The sequence below is a fragment of the Pseudomonas putida genome (genome assembly GCF_050990305.1).
GTDB lineage: Bacteria > Pseudomonadota > Gammaproteobacteria > Pseudomonadales > Pseudomonadaceae > Aquipseudomonas > Aquipseudomonas putida_AH.
In genome coordinates, this window is sequence record NZ_CP158817.1 from 1,047,460 (window position 1) to 1,063,419 (window position 15,960).

General features: G+C 60.6%; 14 protein-coding genes. 8 read left to right on the plus strand and 6 right to left on the minus strand.

What is annotated here, in order from left to right; translation table 11 throughout:
• Nucleotides 1–83: 83 nt before the first annotated feature.
• The 3 genes from ABTV22_RS04725 to ABTV22_RS04735 are packed head-to-tail and all read left to right on the plus strand — an operon-like array spanning nucleotide 84 to nucleotide 3,531.
• Complete coding sequence (locus ABTV22_RS04725; RefSeq protein ID WP_433738786.1) at nucleotides 84–1,832, plus strand: amidohydrolase; 1,749 nt, start codon at nucleotides 84–86, stop codon at nucleotides 1,830–1,832.
• Nucleotides 1,829–2,779, plus strand: a complete 951-nt coding sequence (locus ABTV22_RS04730) for a CobW family GTP-binding protein (RefSeq protein ID WP_433738787.1) — start codon at nucleotides 1,829–1,831, stop codon at nucleotides 2,777–2,779. Before ABTV22_RS04725 ends, ABTV22_RS04730 begins: the two co-directional genes overlap by 4 nt.
• Nucleotides 2,776–3,531, plus strand: coding sequence for a class II aldolase/adducin family protein (locus ABTV22_RS04735; RefSeq protein ID WP_433738788.1), 756 nt, complete (start codon nucleotides 2,776–2,778; stop codon nucleotides 3,529–3,531). Before ABTV22_RS04730 ends, ABTV22_RS04735 begins: the two co-directional genes overlap by 4 nt.
• A gap of 128 nt (nucleotides 3,532–3,659) precedes the next feature.
• On the opposite strand, the gene ABTV22_RS04740 is transcribed toward ABTV22_RS04735, so the two are convergent.
• Both ABTV22_RS04740 and ABTV22_RS04745 read right to left on the minus strand, forming a co-directional pair.
• On the minus strand, nucleotides 3,660–5,180 hold the full coding sequence (locus ABTV22_RS04740) for a HAMP domain-containing sensor histidine kinase (protein ID WP_433738789.1): 1,521 nt from the start codon (nucleotides 5,178–5,180) through the stop codon (nucleotides 3,660–3,662).
• Nucleotides 5,177–5,896 carry a response regulator transcription factor gene (locus tag ABTV22_RS04745; protein WP_433738790.1) on the minus strand — a complete coding sequence of 240 codons (720 nt, stop codon included), beginning with the start codon at nucleotides 5,894–5,896 and terminating at the stop codon, nucleotides 5,177–5,179. The genes ABTV22_RS04740 and ABTV22_RS04745 overlap by 4 nt, the downstream gene beginning before the upstream one ends.
• A 276-nt stretch (nucleotides 5,897–6,172) precedes the next feature.
• Here ABTV22_RS04745 and msrB point away from each other — a divergent pair, with 276 nt between their 5' ends.
• The 3 genes from msrB to msrA are packed head-to-tail and all read left to right on the plus strand — an operon-like array spanning nucleotide 6,173 to nucleotide 9,232.
• Nucleotides 6,173–6,691 (plus strand): peptide-methionine (R)-S-oxide reductase MsrB, encoded by a 519-nt coding sequence (gene msrB, locus ABTV22_RS04750; protein WP_433738791.1) that lies wholly within the window; start codon nucleotides 6,173–6,175, stop codon nucleotides 6,689–6,691.
• 27 nt (nucleotides 6,692–6,718) lie between these two features.
• Nucleotides 6,719–8,494 (plus strand): cytochrome c biogenesis protein DipZ, encoded by a 1,776-nt coding sequence (locus ABTV22_RS04755; protein ID WP_433738792.1) that lies wholly within the window; start codon nucleotides 6,719–6,721, stop codon nucleotides 8,492–8,494.
• Between the two features lie 30 nt (nucleotides 8,495–8,524).
• Nucleotides 8,525–9,232 (plus strand): peptide-methionine (S)-S-oxide reductase MsrA, encoded by a 708-nt coding sequence (msrA, locus tag ABTV22_RS04760; RefSeq protein WP_433738793.1) that lies wholly within the window; start codon nucleotides 8,525–8,527, stop codon nucleotides 9,230–9,232.
• Nucleotides 9,233–9,236: 4 nt separating this feature from the next.
• Here the strand turns inward: msrA and ABTV22_RS04765 are convergent, their stop codons facing one another.
• Together ABTV22_RS04765 and ABTV22_RS04770 are read right to left on the minus strand one after the other, a co-directional pair.
• Nucleotides 9,237–10,250 (minus strand): sensor domain-containing diguanylate cyclase, encoded by a 1,014-nt coding sequence (locus ABTV22_RS04765; RefSeq protein WP_433738794.1) that lies wholly within the window; start codon nucleotides 10,248–10,250, stop codon nucleotides 9,237–9,239.
• 75 nt (nucleotides 10,251–10,325) lie between these two features.
• A complete protein-coding gene (locus ABTV22_RS04770; RefSeq protein WP_433738795.1) occupies nucleotides 10,326–11,231 on the minus strand; it encodes a LysR family transcriptional regulator in 906 nt (301 codons plus the stop codon).
• A gap of 103 nt (nucleotides 11,232–11,334) precedes the next feature.
• Between ABTV22_RS04770 and ABTV22_RS04775 the strand changes: the two genes are divergently transcribed.
• Nucleotides 11,335–12,525: an aspartate aminotransferase family protein gene (locus ABTV22_RS04775; protein WP_433738796.1), complete on the plus strand. Its 1,191-nt coding sequence runs from the start codon at nucleotides 11,335–11,337 to the stop codon at nucleotides 12,523–12,525.
• 69 nt (nucleotides 12,526–12,594) lie between these two features.
• On the opposite strand, the gene ABTV22_RS04780 is transcribed toward ABTV22_RS04775, so the two are convergent.
• Nucleotides 12,595–13,077 carry an adenylate kinase gene (locus ABTV22_RS04780; RefSeq protein WP_433738797.1) on the minus strand — a complete coding sequence of 161 codons (483 nt, stop codon included), beginning with the start codon at nucleotides 13,075–13,077 and terminating at the stop codon, nucleotides 12,595–12,597.
• A gap of 112 nt (nucleotides 13,078–13,189) precedes the next feature.
• On the minus strand, nucleotides 13,190–15,118 hold the full coding sequence (locus ABTV22_RS04785; RefSeq protein WP_433738798.1) for an alkaline phosphatase D family protein: 1,929 nt from the start codon (nucleotides 15,116–15,118) through the stop codon (nucleotides 13,190–13,192).
• Nucleotides 15,119–15,387: 269 nt separating this feature from the next.
• On the opposite strand from ABTV22_RS04785, the gene ABTV22_RS04790 reads away from it, so the two are divergent.
• Nucleotides 15,388–15,870: a hypothetical protein gene (locus tag ABTV22_RS04790; protein ID WP_433738799.1), complete on the plus strand. Its 483-nt coding sequence runs from the start codon at nucleotides 15,388–15,390 to the stop codon at nucleotides 15,868–15,870.
• Nucleotides 15,871–15,960: the final 90 nt, after the last annotated feature.

Sequence of the window (15,960 nt, forward strand, 5' to 3'; positions counted from 1 at the left end):
TTAAAAAAACAAAAAATTTCAGGTTCCGAACAGCGCAAAGCGCGAGGGACCTTTCAACTGCCCTGAACTCGAAGGTGGCTTACATGGCTGAGTCCGACAACTTTTCCTCGACCCATTCCACACAAGGTCGATACGCCGATCTGATCCTCGCCAATGGTCGTATCTACACACAGGACCCGGCCAACCCGTGGGCCGAGGCCGTGGCCATCCGTGACGGCAAGTTGATCGGTGTCGCCAGCCTGGACGCGCTCCAGGCGTTCAAAGGGCCGAACACCGTGCAGCATGACCTGCAAGGCGCGTTCTGCATGCCGGGCCTGCACGACATGCACACCCATCCCGACCTGGCCTTGGCACCACGCTACGCCGATGACCTGGACGTGGGCATCGAAGACCCAACGCCTGAACAACTGCGCGAAAGCATCCTCGCCTATGCCGACAGCCATCCCGGCGATGGCTGGATCTACGGTCAGTACTGGGTGCGCTACACCTTCCGCGAAGCCGGGTTGACGCCGGGCCGCGCCTGGCTCGACAGCGTCATGCCGGACCGGCCGGTGGCGCTGCTGGACCGCATGTGGGGCACCATGATGGTCAACTCCAAGGCCCTGGAACTGGCCGGCATCGACCGCCACACGTCCGACCCGCGCAACGGCTATTTCGAGCGTGACGAACTGACCGGCGAGCCCACCGGCCTGATGATCGACGGCGCCTACGCGATGATCCACGCCGCCATGCCGCCGACGCCGGTCAGCGTGTTGCGCCGTGCCTATCGCGATGGCGTGCATTTCCAAAGCTCCCGTGGCGTGACCGCAAGCAAATATGTGCACGTCTGCGAGCAACGCCTGCAAGCCTTGAAGGAGCTGGATGACAGCGGCGAACTGACGGTGCGCATCGAAGCGGCGATCAGTTGGCAGGACGATATCTTCCCGGTGCGTCGTCGCTGGGAACTGCTGGCCGGTGAGCGTCACTACTACCGCAGCGCGCGCCTGAGCGCCAACGCGGTGAAATTCCACTTCGACGGCACGGTCGAGCCGAAATCCTCGTACCTGCTGACCCCGTGGCCGGAAGAGAAGAGCTGGCGCGGCAAGCTCAACCTGACCCCGGAACACATCACCGACATGGTGGTGGACATGGACCGCAAGGGTATCCGCGTGATCGCCCATTGCACCGGTGACGGCGCGTCCGACGTGTTCCTCGACGCCGTGGCCGAGGCCCGTCGACGCAACGGTTTCAGCGGTGTGCGCCACCAATGCGCCCACAGCACCTTGCTGCATCCGGGCAACCTGCCGCGCTTCAAGGAACTCAATGTCATCGCCGAGTTTTCCCCGGCCGCGTGGTACCCGACGCCGTTCGCCAGTGGCGCGCGTTCGGGCTATGGCCAGGAGCGCCTCAAGCGTATCTACGACTTCAAAGGCGTGCTGGAAGCGGGCGGTACGGCCGTGATGGGCACCGACTGGCCGGTGGCGTCCATCGATCCGTGGCTGGCGCTGGAAACCATGGTCACCCGGCAGAACCCGTGGAACGACGACCCGGCGTGCTTTGGCGAGCCGATCAGCCTTGAACAGGCGCTGAATGTGATCACCCGCAACGGTGCCGTAGCCATGGGCTTGGAAAACACCACCGGCAGCCTGGAAGTCGGCAAGTCGGCGGACCTGATCGTCATCGACCGCGACCTGTTCGCTGAACCGGCGCGTAACTACATCCACCAGACCAAGGTGCTGCTGACCTTCGTCGAAGGGCAACTGGTCTACGACCGCCATTCGACCCTCGAAGCCTCGGGGCTCAAGGCTGTGTGGCAGGGCGAACCACCGGTGCTGGAGGGCAAGGATCAATGAGCAACCCACGCATTGCCGTGACCGTCGTCTCGGGGTTTCTCGGCGCCGGTAAAACCACCTTGCTCAACCGCATGGTGCGCCGTGCGGAGGGCAGCCGACTGGCCGTGATCGTTAACGATTTCGGTGAGTTGAACATCGACGCGGCCATCGTCTCGGAAGTAACCGATGCGGTGTACAGCCTGCAAAACGGCTGCATCTGCTGCACCGTGCAAGAAGACCTGCTGGCGCAATTGGGCAGCCTGGCACAGTTGCAGCCACGGCTGGAGCGCATCGTCATCGAGTGCAGCGGCGTGTCCGACCCGCAGCGCATCGTGCAGACTTTGGCTTACCCGCAACTGCGCAGTCAGATGCAGCTCGACATGGTGATCACCGTGGTCGATGCCACTCGGCATCTGCAGCTTGAGGGTGAATACGCACGACTGGCCCGGGCGCAGGTGGCCGCCGCCGACTTGTTGCTGCTGAACAAGACCGACCTGGTGGACGAACCGCAATTGCAGGCGCTACGCGAGGCATTGGGGCTGCGCACCCGGATCCACGAAAGCGTGCAGGCGCAGTTGCCGGACGCATTGTGGCTGGAAACCGAACTGGAGCTTGAACCGCGTGCAATAAAGCCGCTGACACGGGTGGCCGATGGCGATCACGCAGACATGTTCAGCAGCTGGCTGTGGCAGAGCGACTCGGCGCTGGATGCCGAGGGCTTGCGTGGCTGGTTGCAGGCCTTGCCCAGCGATGTGTTTCGGGTCAAGGGCCTGGTGCGGCTGGCGCAGGGTGACAAGGCGCATTGGTTGCAGCATGTCGGGACTCGCAGTCAGTTCCTGCCGGCCGGGGATGAGGCCAGCGCCAATGGTTCGCGGCTGGTGTTTATCGCACGCCGTGGCTTCGATGGCTGGGAGGCATTGGGACAGGGGCTTGAGGCATGTTCGGTGAAAGCGGGGGTGAAGGCATGAGTCCTGTCGAACAACGGCTGCGTGAGGAACTCGCGGCCTGCTATCGCCTGATTGCGCACTTTCGCATGACCGATTTGATCTTCACCCACATCTCGGTGCGCTTGCCGGGGCCGGAGCATCATTTCCTGATCAACCCGTATGGGCTGATGTTCGATGAGATTACCGCGTCCAACCTGGTGAAAATCGACCTGAATGGGCAGGCGGTCGAGCCATCGCCGTACCCGGTTAATCCGGCCGGTTTTGTCATTCACAGTGCGATTCACGCCGCCCGTGACGATGCGCAATGCGTGCTGCACACCCACACCAAATCCGGCTGCGCGGTGGCTGCATTGAAGTGTGGTTTGCTGCCGGTGAACCAGATTTCCATGGAGTTCTACGGGCGGGTCGCTTACCACGACTACGAGGGCGTGGCGCTGGACATGAGCGAGCAGCAACGCCTGGTGGCGGACATGGGCGACAAGCCAGTGCTGATGCTGCGTAACCATGGCCTGCTGACGGTGGGTGAGACGGTTGGCCAGGCATTCATGCGCATGTATTACCTGGAAAAAGCCTGCGAGATTCAGTTGGCGGCGCAGGCGGCGGGCGAACTGGTATTGCCGTCGGCTGAGGTGTGCGAACACACCGAACGGCAGTTCAATGATCCGGGACGGCCGTTGGAGGAAGGCGAGCTGGCCGACCCGGATGCGATGCAACTGGCCTGGGCGGCGTTGTTGCGGATGCTGGATCGGGTGGCGCCGGGCTACCGGGATTGATCCTGGTTCTGTGTTGAATGGGCTGGTGCCTTCGCGGGCAAGCCTCGCTCCTACGGGTTGTGGTTGTTTGTGTAGGCGAGGTACGACTCGGATGCGTAGGAGCGAGGCTTGCCCGCGAAGGCGGTCTGTCAGGCTTGCCCCGGTGTATTGAGGTTCATCGAACGCACGGCCAGCGCTGTAGCTGTCGCTTCATCTATCGCCAGTGAGAAGCGAAAGGTCGCTCCGCGCCCCGGTACATCGATCAGCTGAATTTCTCGTCCATGCAATTGCAGGATGCGATGCACGATTCGCAGCCCCAACCCGCCATCACGCCGCGCACCGCCAATATTGAAGGGCCGCAGGAACAGGCCTTCGCGCAGTTCCGAGGCGATACCGGGGCCGGTGTCGCTGACGGTCACTTCAATAAAAGACCCTTGGGGCCTCAGGCTCAGTTCGATTTCTCCACCTTGCGGTGTATGGCGCAGTGCATTGTCGAAAAGGTTGGTCAGCACCCGTTCGATCAACCCCAGGTCAGCGCAAGCCGCCGACACGTTGGGGGCGAAGGTGGCCTTGAGTTCCACCTGCCGCGCCTCGGCGGTGAGTTCGAATTTCTGGAAAATGTCCTGGGCCAGATCGGTCAGGGAAAAACGCTCCAGCACCGGTTGCACGAAACCGTGCTCCAGGCGCACCAGCTCCAGCAACGATTGCGCCAGGCCGCCGACCTTGCGGCTTTGATCCAGCGCGATGCCCAGATAGCGACGGCGGTCGGCGGCGGACAGCGTGGCGTCCTTGAGCGACAAGGTCTCCAGATAGCCGTGCAAAGAGGCCAGCGGCGTGCGCAGGTCGTGTGAGATGTTCGCCACCAGTTCGCGACGTTCCTGGTCTTGGCGGGTTAGCGTGCGCCATTGTTCGCTGAGGCGCGTCTGCATCTGTCGGAACGTGGCGTCGAGGATGGCGATTTCATCATGGCTGCCGGTTTTTTCCTGTGGCGCGGTGGCCGGCGGTGTGACCGGGACGCCGTCTATGTCGAAGCGGCTGACCGTCTCGGTCAAGCGTCGCAGCGGCCGGGTGATGAGGCCAAAGGCCGTGAGACCGGCAATCAGGCACAGCAGCGCCACCAGACCGATGGACAGCAGGGCGGTGTTGAGTGCGGCGCTGGTGGCCCCGCGTGCGGCGAGGCGGTCGTGGTCTTCACCCAGCAAGACCACGTAGAGATAACCGGCCGGCTTGCCATTGACTTTAAGTGGTGCGGCGCTGAACACCTTGCGCGCATCGACGCTGCGCGGATCGTCGCCCAGAATCGGCAGGGCATCGCCCTTGAGCAGGCGCTGGATCGGAGCCAGGTCGACCTGTTCCCGGCGTATCCGGCCCTCCGGCGCGGCGTTGCCGACAATCTTGCCCTCGGTGTCCAGCAGGTACACCTCGACGCTGGGGTTGACCTGCATCAGTTTGCTGAACAGATCGCGCACGGCATCGGGCATCAGACCTTGAGCGTCCATCAGCACCGTGTCGCGGGCGATGTGTTGCGCCAGATCCCGGGACAACCCTTGCACTACTTCCTGTTCATGCATCTGGTTGGAACGCACCTGCAGCCATGCCGAAGTGCCGCAGCACACCAGCAGCAGCACGGCGAATACCAGTGACAGGCGTTGTGTCAGGGTCAGTCTCATGGTTGCGGCTCTTGGCTGGAGGCAAATTTGTAGCCGCGGCCCCACACCGTGAGGATGCGCATCGGTTGCGCCGGATCGGCCTCGATCTTGGCGCGCAAGCGATTGATGTGGGTATTGACCGTGTGTTCGTAGCCTTCGTGGCTGTAGCCCCAGACGGCATTGAGCAGGTCCATGCGCGAAAACACTTTGCCGGGCTGGCGGGCGAAGAAATACAGCAGGTCGAACTCCCGTGGCGTCAGGTCCAGGCGGTGGCCGTCGAGGGCCACTTCGCGGGTGATCGGGTCGATGGCCAGGCCGTCGATGTTCAGGCTGCCGGCATCCATCTTCAGGTTGCGCGCCATGGCATCGACCCGGCGCAGCAGGGCTTTGACCCGGGCCACCAGTTCGAGCATGGAAAATGGCTTGGCCAGGTAGTCGTCGGCGCCCAGTTCGAGGCCGAGAATCCGGTGTACTTCGCTGGAGCGGGCACTGGTGATGATGATCGGGGTGTAGCGGGCCATGGCGCGCGCACGCCGGCAGATTTCCAGGCCATCGACGCCGGGCAGCATCAAATCGAGGATCAGCGCGTCCCAATTGCCTTGCTGCAGCAGGCGCATGCCTTCATTGCCGTCGGCGCTGTGCACCACCTCGAACTGCTCATCGCGCAGATGCAGGCAGATAAGGTCGGCGATGTGCAGGTCATCCTCGACCACGAGGACACGTTTGGTCTGTTCCATCCACTCATCCTTCGGTTAATCCCCTGTACCTGTAGGAGCGAAGCTTGCTCGCGATGGACTCAAGGGCTACGCGTTTGACCGGTATGTACGCGTTATCGTTGACGACCATCGCGAGCAAGCTTCGCTCCTACAAGTGCATCGATCGGTATGGGCCATTGTGCGGTGTTTTCGGTGCTTGAGTTATCACGAATTGTTTAACTTCCCGTGAGGATTTGGCGATCACCCCAAGCTTAGGCTTTGTTCCATGACAGGCCTTAAGGACTTTCGGAGACGACCATGTTCTCAAGACGACAATTTCTTTTAGCCAGCGGCGGGTTGGGCGTTGCAGCCATCGCAATTGGCGTATTGCCGAAGTTTTCCACTCAAACGGCGTTGATCAACGAGGCGCAAGCAGCGGAGGAATTCGAAGTGACCCACACCGACAGCGAATGGCACACGATTCTCAGCGATGAGCAGTACGAAATCCTCCGCAAAGAGGGCACCGAGCGGGCCTACAGCAGTCCACTGAACAACGAGCACCGTGAGGGCACGTTCGTCTGTGCCGGTTGTGAGCTGCCGCTGTTTTCCTCGGCAACCAAGTTCGACAGCCGCACCGGTTGGCCCAGTTTCTGGGCGCCTCTGGACAAGGCCGTGGCCACGCGCCAGGACCGCACCTTCGGCATGGTCCGCGAAGAAGTTCACTGCCGGCGTTGCGGCGGCCATTTGGGCCACGTGTTCGATGACGGCCCCAAACCGACCGGCCTGCGTTATTGCATGAATGGCCTGGCGATGAAATTCGAGCCCAAGTCGGCCTGATTCCTTCCTTTCTAGCGGGTAACGGTTATGTGGCTTCTGATCCTGGCGTATCTGGGCGGTGTACTGACGATTGTCAGCCCCTGCATTTTGCCGGTGTTGCCGTTTGTCTTCGCTCGCACTGGGCAGCCATTCATCAAGAGTGGTTTGCCGCTGTTGGTGGGGATGGCGCTGACCTTCGCGGTCGTCGCCACGTTGGCGGCGGTGGGCGGTGGCTGGGTGGTGCAGCTCAATCAATATGGGCGCTGGCTGGCGCTGGTGTTCGTGGCGCTGTTCGGTCTGACGCTGTTGCTGCCGCAACTGGCCGAACGCTTGACCCGGCCGCTGGTGGCTGCAGGCAGTCGTTTGTCCGAGGCGGCGGGTGTCGATGCCCGGCCACGTCCCGGCGCCTCGTTGCTGATCGGGGTCGCCACGGGCCTGCTGTGGGCACCCTGTGCCGGTCCGATCCTTGGCTTGTTGTTGACCGGTGCGGCATTGCAGGGCGCAAGTGTCGCCACGACCCTGTTGCTGCTGGCATATGCCGCAGGCGCCGCGACGTCACTGGCCGTGGCGCTGTTGCTGGGCGGCAAGGTGTTTGCCGCAATGAAGCGTTCGATTGGGGCCGGGGAGTGGCTGCGTCGCGGCCTCGGCGCGGCGATGCTGGCCGGTGTGGCGGCCATTGCTTTGGGGCTGGACACCGGGATTCTGGCGCGGGTTTCTACAGCATCCACCGGTGGGATCGAACAAGCGCTGGTGGAGCAACTGGCGGGCAAGTCACCGCGTAACAGCACGGCAATGATGGCGCAAAAATCGCCGTCCGAAGGCGCGATGCAAGTCGCCAATCAGGCACCGAGCACCTTGCCGGTCGAAGGCAACCTGCCACCGCTGGAGGGCGCCGTGCAGTGGCTCAACTCGCCCCCTCTCGATGCACAGACGCTGAAGGGCAAAGTGGTGCTGGTGGATTTCTGGACCTACTCCTGCATCAACTGTCTGCGTTCGCTGCCCTATGTCAAAGCCTGGGCCGAGAAGTATCGCGATCAGGGCCTGGTGGTGGTCGGCGTGCATGCACCGGAGTTCGCTTTCGAACGCAACGTCGACAACGTCAAAAAGGCCATGAAGGACCTGGGCATCGATTACCCGGTGGCCATCGACAACGAGTTCAAGATCTGGCGCGCCTTCAACAACGAGTACTGGCCGGCGCACTATTTTGCCGACGCCCAGGGGCGCATTCGTTACCACCATTTTGGCGAAGGCGAGTACGCCGAGTCAGAGCGGGTCATCCAGCAGCTGCTGCGCGAAGCCGGTGCGAGCCAGGTATCGGACGGGCTGATCTCGGCCAAGGCCGAGGGCGTGCAAATGGCGCCGGACAACAACGCCGTGCAATCGCCGGAAACCTACGTCGGCTACCAGCGTGCAGAGCATTTCGTACCGGAAACCAGCCTGGTGCCGGACAAACGGTCGGCTTATCGCGCCCCGGCGCAACTGACGCTCAACGACTGGAGCCTGGACGGGCAGTGGGTCGTCGGCCCGGAGCGAGCCACCGCCAGTGCGCCGGCCAGTCGCATCGTCTATCGCTTCCATGCGCGGGACCTGCATCTGGTGCTCGGCCCTGACGCGGACGGCAAACCGGTGCGATTCAAAGTGCTGATCGATGGCAAGGCCCCCGGTGGCGACCACGGCATGGACGTGGCACCCGATGGCAGCGGCACGGTGACTGAGCAGCGCTTGTATCAACTGGTGCGTCAGAACGACGGTGTGCAAGACCGGACTTTCAGCATCGAATTTCTCGACCCCGGCGCATCGGCCTACGCCTTTACGTTCGGCTGATCCTCTTTCAATCTTTCAGGAGTCTGTTCCATGAAAACCCTGTTCACTTGGCGCCGTACATGGTTGGGACTTGTGGCGGCCAGCGTCATCGGTCAATGCGCGGCGTTCCCTTTCGGCGGCGCTGAAGACGCGGTGATTATCCCACCACCGACCCTCGATGAAATCACCCAGGCCCACAGCGAAACCGCCGTCTTCGCCGGCGGCTGCTTCTGGGGCGTTCAAGGTGTGTTCCAGCATGTCAAAGGCGTAAAAAATGCCGTGTCCGGTTACGCCGGCGGGGCCGCCAATACCGCGCAATACGAGCGTGTCAGCAATGGGGATACCGGTCATGCGGAATCCGTGGAGGTCACCTTCGACCCGAGCCAGATCAGCTACGGCACCTTGCTGCAGATCTACTTTTCGGTGGCCCATAACCCGACCGAACTCAATCGCCAGGGACCGGACACCGGCACCCAGTATCGCTCGGCCATTTTCACCAAAAGCAGCGAGCAGCAGCGGGTGGCGCAGGCCTATATCGCTCAGCTCGGTACTGCCAATTCATTCAACAAACCGATAGTGACCAAGCTTGAAAGCTACAACGGCTTTTACCCAGCAGAGGAAGAACATCAGAACTTTCTGACCGAGCATCCGAACCACCCCTACATCGTGATCAACGATTTGCCGAAGGTGGCGGCACTCAAACAGCTGTACCCGGATCGCTATCAGGACAAACCGGTGTTGGTGAAGGCTGGGATGTAACGCTTTATCCAGAGATCAAATTCTTGCCGGCGATCTTCGATCGATACAGAGCCTGATCGGCGCGGGCCATCAGGCCGGTCTGCTGCTCTTCGTCAAAGCGCTGGACCACGCCGAAACTCATGGTCACCTGGAAGTCGCCCACCGGCAGTAAATCCACCAGGCCATGACGAATGGTCTCGGCGAGGGTTCTGGCCTCGGCCAGCGGGGTGTTGGGCAGGATCATGATGAATTCGTCGCCGCCCCAGCGGGCCAGCAGATCGCTGCCGCGCACGAAGCGTTTGACGTTGTCGACCACATGCACCAATGCCGCATCACCCAGTGCATGACCATAGTGATCGTTGATGTTTTTGAAGTCGTCGATGTCCATGACGATCAGCGACAGCGGTTCGCGAAAACGCTGGGAGCGCTCGCATGCTTGGGGTAGCACTTGTTCCAGGCGATAACGATTGGCAATGGACGTCAGTGCGTCGGTCTGCGCCAGTTTGCGGTTTTCTTCGAGCTGCAGTTGCAGCTGCTGATTGACCCGGGACAGTTCCCGGGTACGCTCTTCAATGGTGGCTTCCAGAGACTGGTTGCGCCGTTCGAGCGCTTCGACCAGGCGCCGCTTGTCTTCGATGCTTCGGTGGGCGCCGACCATGCGTGCCACCGAACCGTCGGCATTGCGCGCCAACACTTGGCCGCGGTCTTCGATCCAAATGTAACTGCCGTCCTGTGTCCGGCAACGATATTCGGCTTGATACACCGGAAAGCGCTCGCTCAGGTGATCGTCAAACCGGGCCATGACCTGTGGATAGTCATCGGGGTGGATGATGTTTTCCCAGGTCAGCACATTGTTATCCAGTGAGTGCGGGGAATAACCGAGCATTTCGTACCAGCGGGCGTTGCGGTACACGAAACCGGTGTTGGCGTTCCAATCCCAGATGCCATCGCTGACCAGCTCCAGGATGGTGTGCAGCATGCCGTCGTTCATGTCTGACACATTGAACTTCAATGGTTCGATGTTCGATGCTTCGCCCATTGCTGCTCTCCTTGCGGCTCTGATATCAAAATGACCTATGCGTCAGGGAGATTAGTGCATGGCACATTGGCGCGGCTAGTGTTTGCCCCACATCGCCACGGCAAAGTCGACGAAACGACGTAGTTTCGGCAAACGGTAGCGGTCCTGGGCGTAGACCAGATGCATCGGGCGGCTCGGCAATCGATAACGCAGCAGCAGGGGCACCAGTGTGCCGTTTTTGAGGTCCTGCTCCACCAGCGCATCAGGCACCATCACGATGCCCATCCCGGTGCGCGCCGCTTGATGCAGGCCGGCTGAACTGTTGATCACCATCGGACCGCTGACCGCCACCACGATCTCGCTTTCAGGACCGTTAAGGCGCCATTGCCGCGCCACCGATTGCCAGTCATCGCCGGCGGGGTAGGCGAACGCCAGGCAATCGTGGTGTTGCAGGTCTTCCGGTTCTTGCGGGGTGCCGCGACGCGCGAGGTATTCCTTTGAGGCGCACATGGTCAGGGTGTAGTCGATCAGCGGGCGGGCAATCAGGTTGGACGGTTCGAGCGCGCCCAAGCGAAAGGCCACGTCAAAGCCATGATCCAGCAGGTCCGGGCGTCGATTGGTCAGCACCACGTCAAGTTTCACCCGTGGGTTGTGCAGGCTGAATTCACTCAGCGCTGGCGCCAGTCGCTCGGTGCCGAAGGTCAGTGGCGCGGTGATGCGCAGGGTACCGCTCGGTTCGTCGAGGGTTTGCTCCGCCAGCCGTTCGGAGTCCGCCACCAGACCCAGCACTTCCAGACAGCGCTGGTAATAGGCGCTACCGAATTCCGTCAGGCGCTGGCGCCGCGTGGTGCGGTTGAGCAGTCGCACACCCAGGCGCTGCTCCAGTGCCTTGAGGTGATTGCCGACCATGGTCGTGGACATTTCGCACTGCTGCGCGGCGGCGGTCATGCTGCCGGCTTCCACAACTCTTACGTAAACGGTCATTGCCTGGAACAGGTCCATTATCAAGCTCGGCTTTTAAATGATCGAAGTTTTTCGCAGTTTATCCAGCTCAAGTGGCTAACCATACTGCAAAAACAACGACAATTTCATGGAGCCTGATGTCATGACCGCCGCCTGCCTGATGAGCACTTACCAACCGCTGGCCTTGAGCTTCGAGAAAGGCCTGGGCACGCGTCTGTGGGATCGAGACGGGCGTGAGTACCTGGATGCGGTGTCCGGGGTGGCGGTGACCAACGTCGGTCACTCCCACCCGAAAATCGTCGCCGCCATCAGCGAACAGGCCGGGTTGTTGCTGCACACCTCCAACCTCTACAGCATCGACTGGCAGCAGCGGCTGGCGCACAAGCTCACTGCGCTGGCTGGCATGGATCGGGCGTTTTTCAACAACTCCGGTGCCGAGGCCAATGAAACCGCGCTGAAGATCGCGCGGCTGCACGGTTGGCGCAAAGGCATCGAGCAGCCGCTGGTGGTGGTCATGGAGAATGGCTTTCACGGGCGGACCCTCGGCACCCTGTCTGCCAGCGACGGCCCGGCGGTCAGGTTAGCGTTCAACCAACTGCCGGGGGATTTCATCAAGGTGCCGTTCGGCGACCTCAAGGCGTTGGAGCGGGTGCAACAGGCTCACTGGCCACGCGTCGTTGCAGTCCTGATGGAGCCGATCCAGGGCGAAGGCGGGGTGCAACTGGCGCCACCGGGCTACCTCAAAGCTGTGCGCGAACTGTGCAACCGCTGCGGCTGGTTGTTGATGCTCGATGAAATCCAGACTGGCATCGGTCGCACCGGTCAGTGGTTCGCCTGTCAGCACGAAGGCATCGTGCCGGACGTCATGACCCTGGCCAAAGGCTTGGGCAACGGTATCCCCATCGGTGCTTGCCTGGCGCGCGGCCGAGCCGCCGAACTCTTCACGCCAGGCAGCCACGGCAGCACCTTCGGCGGTAATCCGTTGGCGTGTCGGGTCGCCTGCACTGTGCTGGAGATCATCGAAGAACAAGGCCTGCGTGAAAACACCCGGCTTCAGGGGGAACGGCTGCTCGACAGATTGCGCATGGAATTGGCCGATCACCCGAACGTCCTGGCCATTCGCGGGCTGGGCCTGATGATCGGCATCGAACTCAAGCAACCGATCCGCGACCTGACCCTGATCGCCGCCCGGGATCACGGCTTGTTGATCAACGTGACACGGGGGCAGACCATCCGGTTGTTGCCACCGTTGACGATTGATGAGGGGGAGGTGGCGATGATTGTGAGAGGGGTGAGCCGAGTGATCAATCAGGTCTGCACGCGCCTTTTGTAGGAGCTGCCGCAGGCTGCGATCTTTTGATTTTGATTTTAAAGATCAAAAGATCGCAGCCTGCGGCAGCTCCTACAGGTGACGGGTGAACGTTGTGATTTCAGCCAGATTGTTCAATTGACGCTTCGAACCGCCAAACGCGTCGAACAGGCGCTGATGCGCTGCAAACCCGGTCGATTCATCCCGCGTTCGATAGCTGCCGGCCCAGTCCAGCAAGGCGATCAAGCGCTCGTCGTCATTCATCTCGCGCTGGCGAATGTTGGCGACGCATTGCTCATCTTCCACACTCAGCCAGATCAACGCCGTGGCTTGGGGTAGGAGCTCAGTGATGATCCAGCCGTACACCCCTTCGATCACCCAGCACTCTTCACTGGCCGCAATGCGTGCCATGGCCAACGCGTCACCTCGGGGGCGGGGGATGCTGTGTTCGTCGGATAGCCAGTGGATTTGATCGAGGTCGGTCCAGGGGATCTGCAGGTGCAGGGATATGCGCTCGGCCAGCCAGCTTTTGCCGGAGCCGGAATTGCCGATGATCAGGGTTCGGGTGAGGTCCATGGGCGACACCGATCTACTGTAGGAGCGAGCATGCTCGCGAAAAACGTCCCGTCACCGCGTTTGTTCAGGTTGCCCGCGTCATCGTTGAAGTCCATCGCGAGCATGCTCGCTCCTACAGGTTCTGATCATCGTCTTGCGGGGCAACCATCCGCGTTTTCGGCGCACCGTTGGAATTGAGCTGAAAGATCTCCCGTGGTTGCCCTTTTTCATTAAAGAACACCTGCCCGATCCCCGCCGAATTCCACAGACGCTCGCCCGCTTCAGCATGCTCGGGGGTGTGCGGCACGATGCGCATGCGCCGGCGTTTGGTCAGCCAGTTGAGCGGTGAGCGCGGCGAATACAGCCAGCGATTGAGACGGTCGAACCATTCCAGCAGTCTGGGCGGAAATTCGTTCTTGATGCCGCTGCTGGTGATCTGCCAGATGCGTGGCCCGGCCTTGCGGTGTCGGATCAGCACTTCATAGACAAAGGAATAATGCACATCGCCCGATAGCACCACGTAGCTGCCCGGTGTACGCGAGTGTCGGAAAATGTTCAGGATCACCTGCGCCGCGCCGCGATGGGCCATCCAGTTTTCCGCGTCCACCAGCAGGGGGTGACCGAACCAACTGAAGACCCGTTGCACGGTTTCAATCAGCTTGACGCCGAACACCGGTGCCGGGGACACGATGATCGCAGACGGGTGATCCAGCAGTTCCTGTTGCAGCTCGCTCAAGGCTTCCCAGTCCAGCAGGCCGGACGGTTGCTTGAGGTTCATCTCGCTGCGCCAGCGCCGGGTGCGGGTGTCGAGCACGACCATGGCCGGGGTGGTGGGGAGTACGTAATGCCAGTGCTGAAATTTCAGCAGCTCATCGATCAACGCATCCTGCACGGCGCTGTCGAGGTAGCCGTCCTCCCCGGTCGAGCTGAAACCCTCGGCTTTTTCCAGCACGGCATCGAAGGCATCCGGGTTGTTGCCCCAGCCCTGGCACAGCATGTACGCCAGCAGTGCATTACCGATGATGCGCTTGGAGAACGGATGACCGTAGGCCGTTTCCTCCCATTGCGCGGACAGGTTCCAGTCATCGGTGATGTCATGGTCGTCGAAAATCATCAACGTCGGCAGGTGCGCCAGCGCTCGTGCCACTTTGTCCAAACCCGCCTTGAAACCGTCGATGCACTCCTGCTCCAGCCCGTAACGCTCGCGCCGTTGCGGTGTCAGCACTGGTGGTTGCGGGTTGATCAACGTCCAGGGCACCGGTGACCAGACCAACAGGTACATGGCCATGACTTCGGCGAAGGTCACCAGATGATTGTCGGCACTGCTGCTGGTGAAAATCGGCTTGCGCGCGCCACCGAAAAACCGATCGCGCAAGGTCTCGTTGCTCTCCAGCGCCGGCAGCAGATCCGCGCGGTGGTAGTAGCTTGCCGGGTGTTCGTAGAGCTTGGCGCTGTCGCTGACCACGGCGCCTTCCAGATGCTCGCCGAACAGCCCCAGCCGTTCGATCAAGGCATGAATGGCCCGCAACATCGGGCCCGCCACATCGTCGGCGTAAACCTGATCACCGCTCATCATCAGCAAGGCCGGGCGATCTATAGCTTCATGTACCTGCCCCAGCAGGTTATCCACACAGAGCAAACCATCGGTCGCCGGGTGATGGGGCTTGCGGCAGGAACCGTGGAGCAATTGATCGATACGCGAGCGCAGGACGAAATTCGGCGTACGGGCATCGCCGTAAAGCAGATGCGGCGCCCAGTCGGCGATGCCGGTGCCATCCTCCAGCAACAGGTCGTAGGCGATCTGCTCGTCACAGGGAAGGGCGGTGTCCAGCGTCACGTCGATCAGGTGCACAAAGGCATGAGCACCCACCGCGATGACCGTGCATTGCCCGGCACCCAGGCGCCTATCGCCCACGCCCTGCAAGCGCAGCGTCAGTTCCAGCGCTCGGGAGCCCACCAGCCACAAGACCAGTCGCGTGGGCTCAAGGCGCCGTAACAGCGGGCCGGCCAGAACGGGGGGCAGGGATTGATGATCGTCGGGAGATGGCAAGGGTACGGACATCCGGGGTCAGGGTTCTTGAAGTGCAGGGCGGCGATGATAGCGCAGGTGCAGGCTGTTGCCTGTTAAGCGTTGTGCACTGCTTATTGATTGGGCATTCGTATGTTCGGATTTTTTCGAATGTATTTGAAATACCGGGGGCGGAGAGTCGATGGCTTAAATAATGAGCGGAAATTGATAGATTAATGTTGTTGGCGATATCAAGAATGAGATTGGTTTTTTTTGTGATGTTTTTTAGTTAGTCAGATGTTTTTATAAAGGTGAGTAAATAAATGGTCGTGTCAGGCAGTAATATTTCTTCGTTTTCGGCGCAAGCCTTTAATAGCGCAGGTGCTTATGAAAGAAGTGTTTTCCAGCTAGTATCGAAGCTTGGAACTGTAAAGCAAGGTTTATCAAAATTGAGGTTGCAACTTAACGATCCGAAGCTATCGATCTCGCAAAAGCAGGCGGCTGTCGAGAAAATACCGTCACAGTTTTCGCGAATGTCTGAATGTCTGGTGGAAATCCATGCTCATAACAGCCATCCGAAACCATCCAATCTGACGTCCAATTCTGTTTCAATTAATAATCTTTATTACGCCTCTAAAGAGGGGTTTGCTGATGCAGAAGAGGCTTTATGGGATGAATATACTGAGTTGGCAACTTCGCACAATGTTTTTATTAGTGAAGTAGGCGCTGACTTGGTAGGTGCACGAAGCCGCGACAAGTTTAATGGGCGATCCGTCAGTTTTGCTCCTGATACTGAAAGGGAGTAGGGGGCTGCAAAAAAATAGAAAGTGGAAGTAATAAGTTTATATGGGTTGCTTGGTGCCCACTTTCGTGGTCACCAGGTTTTCAGATTTCCT

What these genes read in the sequence shown, in the direction of transcription:
- ABTV22_RS04735 (WP_433738788.1), top strand. Translation starts at nt 2,776, where the DNA reads ATGAGTCCTGTCGAACAACGGCTGCGTGAGGAACTCGCGGCCTGCTAT.
- ABTV22_RS04770 (WP_433738795.1), bottom strand. Translation starts at nt 11,231, where the DNA reads ATGGACCTGTTCCAGGCAATGACCGTTTACGTAAGAGTTGTGGAAGCC.
- ABTV22_RS04775 (WP_433738796.1), top strand. Translation starts at nt 11,335, where the DNA reads ATGACCGCCGCCTGCCTGATGAGCACTTACCAACCGCTGGCCTTGAGC.
- msrB (WP_433738791.1), top strand. Translation starts at nt 6,173, where the DNA reads ATGTTCTCAAGACGACAATTTCTTTTAGCCAGCGGCGGGTTGGGCGTT.
- ABTV22_RS04740 (WP_433738789.1), bottom strand. Translation starts at nt 5,180, where the DNA reads ATGAGACTGACCCTGACACAACGCCTGTCACTGGTATTCGCCGTGCTG.
- msrA (WP_433738793.1), top strand. Translation starts at nt 8,525, where the DNA reads ATGAAAACCCTGTTCACTTGGCGCCGTACATGGTTGGGACTTGTGGCG.
- ABTV22_RS04790 (WP_433738799.1), top strand. Translation starts at nt 15,388, where the DNA reads ATGGTCGTGTCAGGCAGTAATATTTCTTCGTTTTCGGCGCAAGCCTTT.
- ABTV22_RS04765 (WP_433738794.1), bottom strand. Translation starts at nt 10,250, where the DNA reads ATGGGCGAAGCATCGAACATCGAACCATTGAAGTTCAATGTGTCAGAC.
- ABTV22_RS04725 (WP_433738786.1), top strand. Translation starts at nt 84, where the DNA reads ATGGCTGAGTCCGACAACTTTTCCTCGACCCATTCCACACAAGGTCGA.
- ABTV22_RS04780 (WP_433738797.1), bottom strand. Translation starts at nt 13,077, where the DNA reads ATGGACCTCACCCGAACCCTGATCATCGGCAATTCCGGCTCCGGCAAA.
- ABTV22_RS04730 (WP_433738787.1), top strand. Translation starts at nt 1,829, where the DNA reads ATGAGCAACCCACGCATTGCCGTGACCGTCGTCTCGGGGTTTCTCGGC.
- ABTV22_RS04745 (WP_433738790.1), bottom strand. Translation starts at nt 5,896, where the DNA reads ATGGAACAGACCAAACGTGTCCTCGTGGTCGAGGATGACCTGCACATC.
- ABTV22_RS04755 (WP_433738792.1), top strand. Translation starts at nt 6,719, where the DNA reads ATGTGGCTTCTGATCCTGGCGTATCTGGGCGGTGTACTGACGATTGTC.
- ABTV22_RS04785 (WP_433738798.1), bottom strand. Translation starts at nt 15,118, where the DNA reads ATGTCCGTACCCTTGCCATCTCCCGACGATCATCAATCCCTGCCCCCC.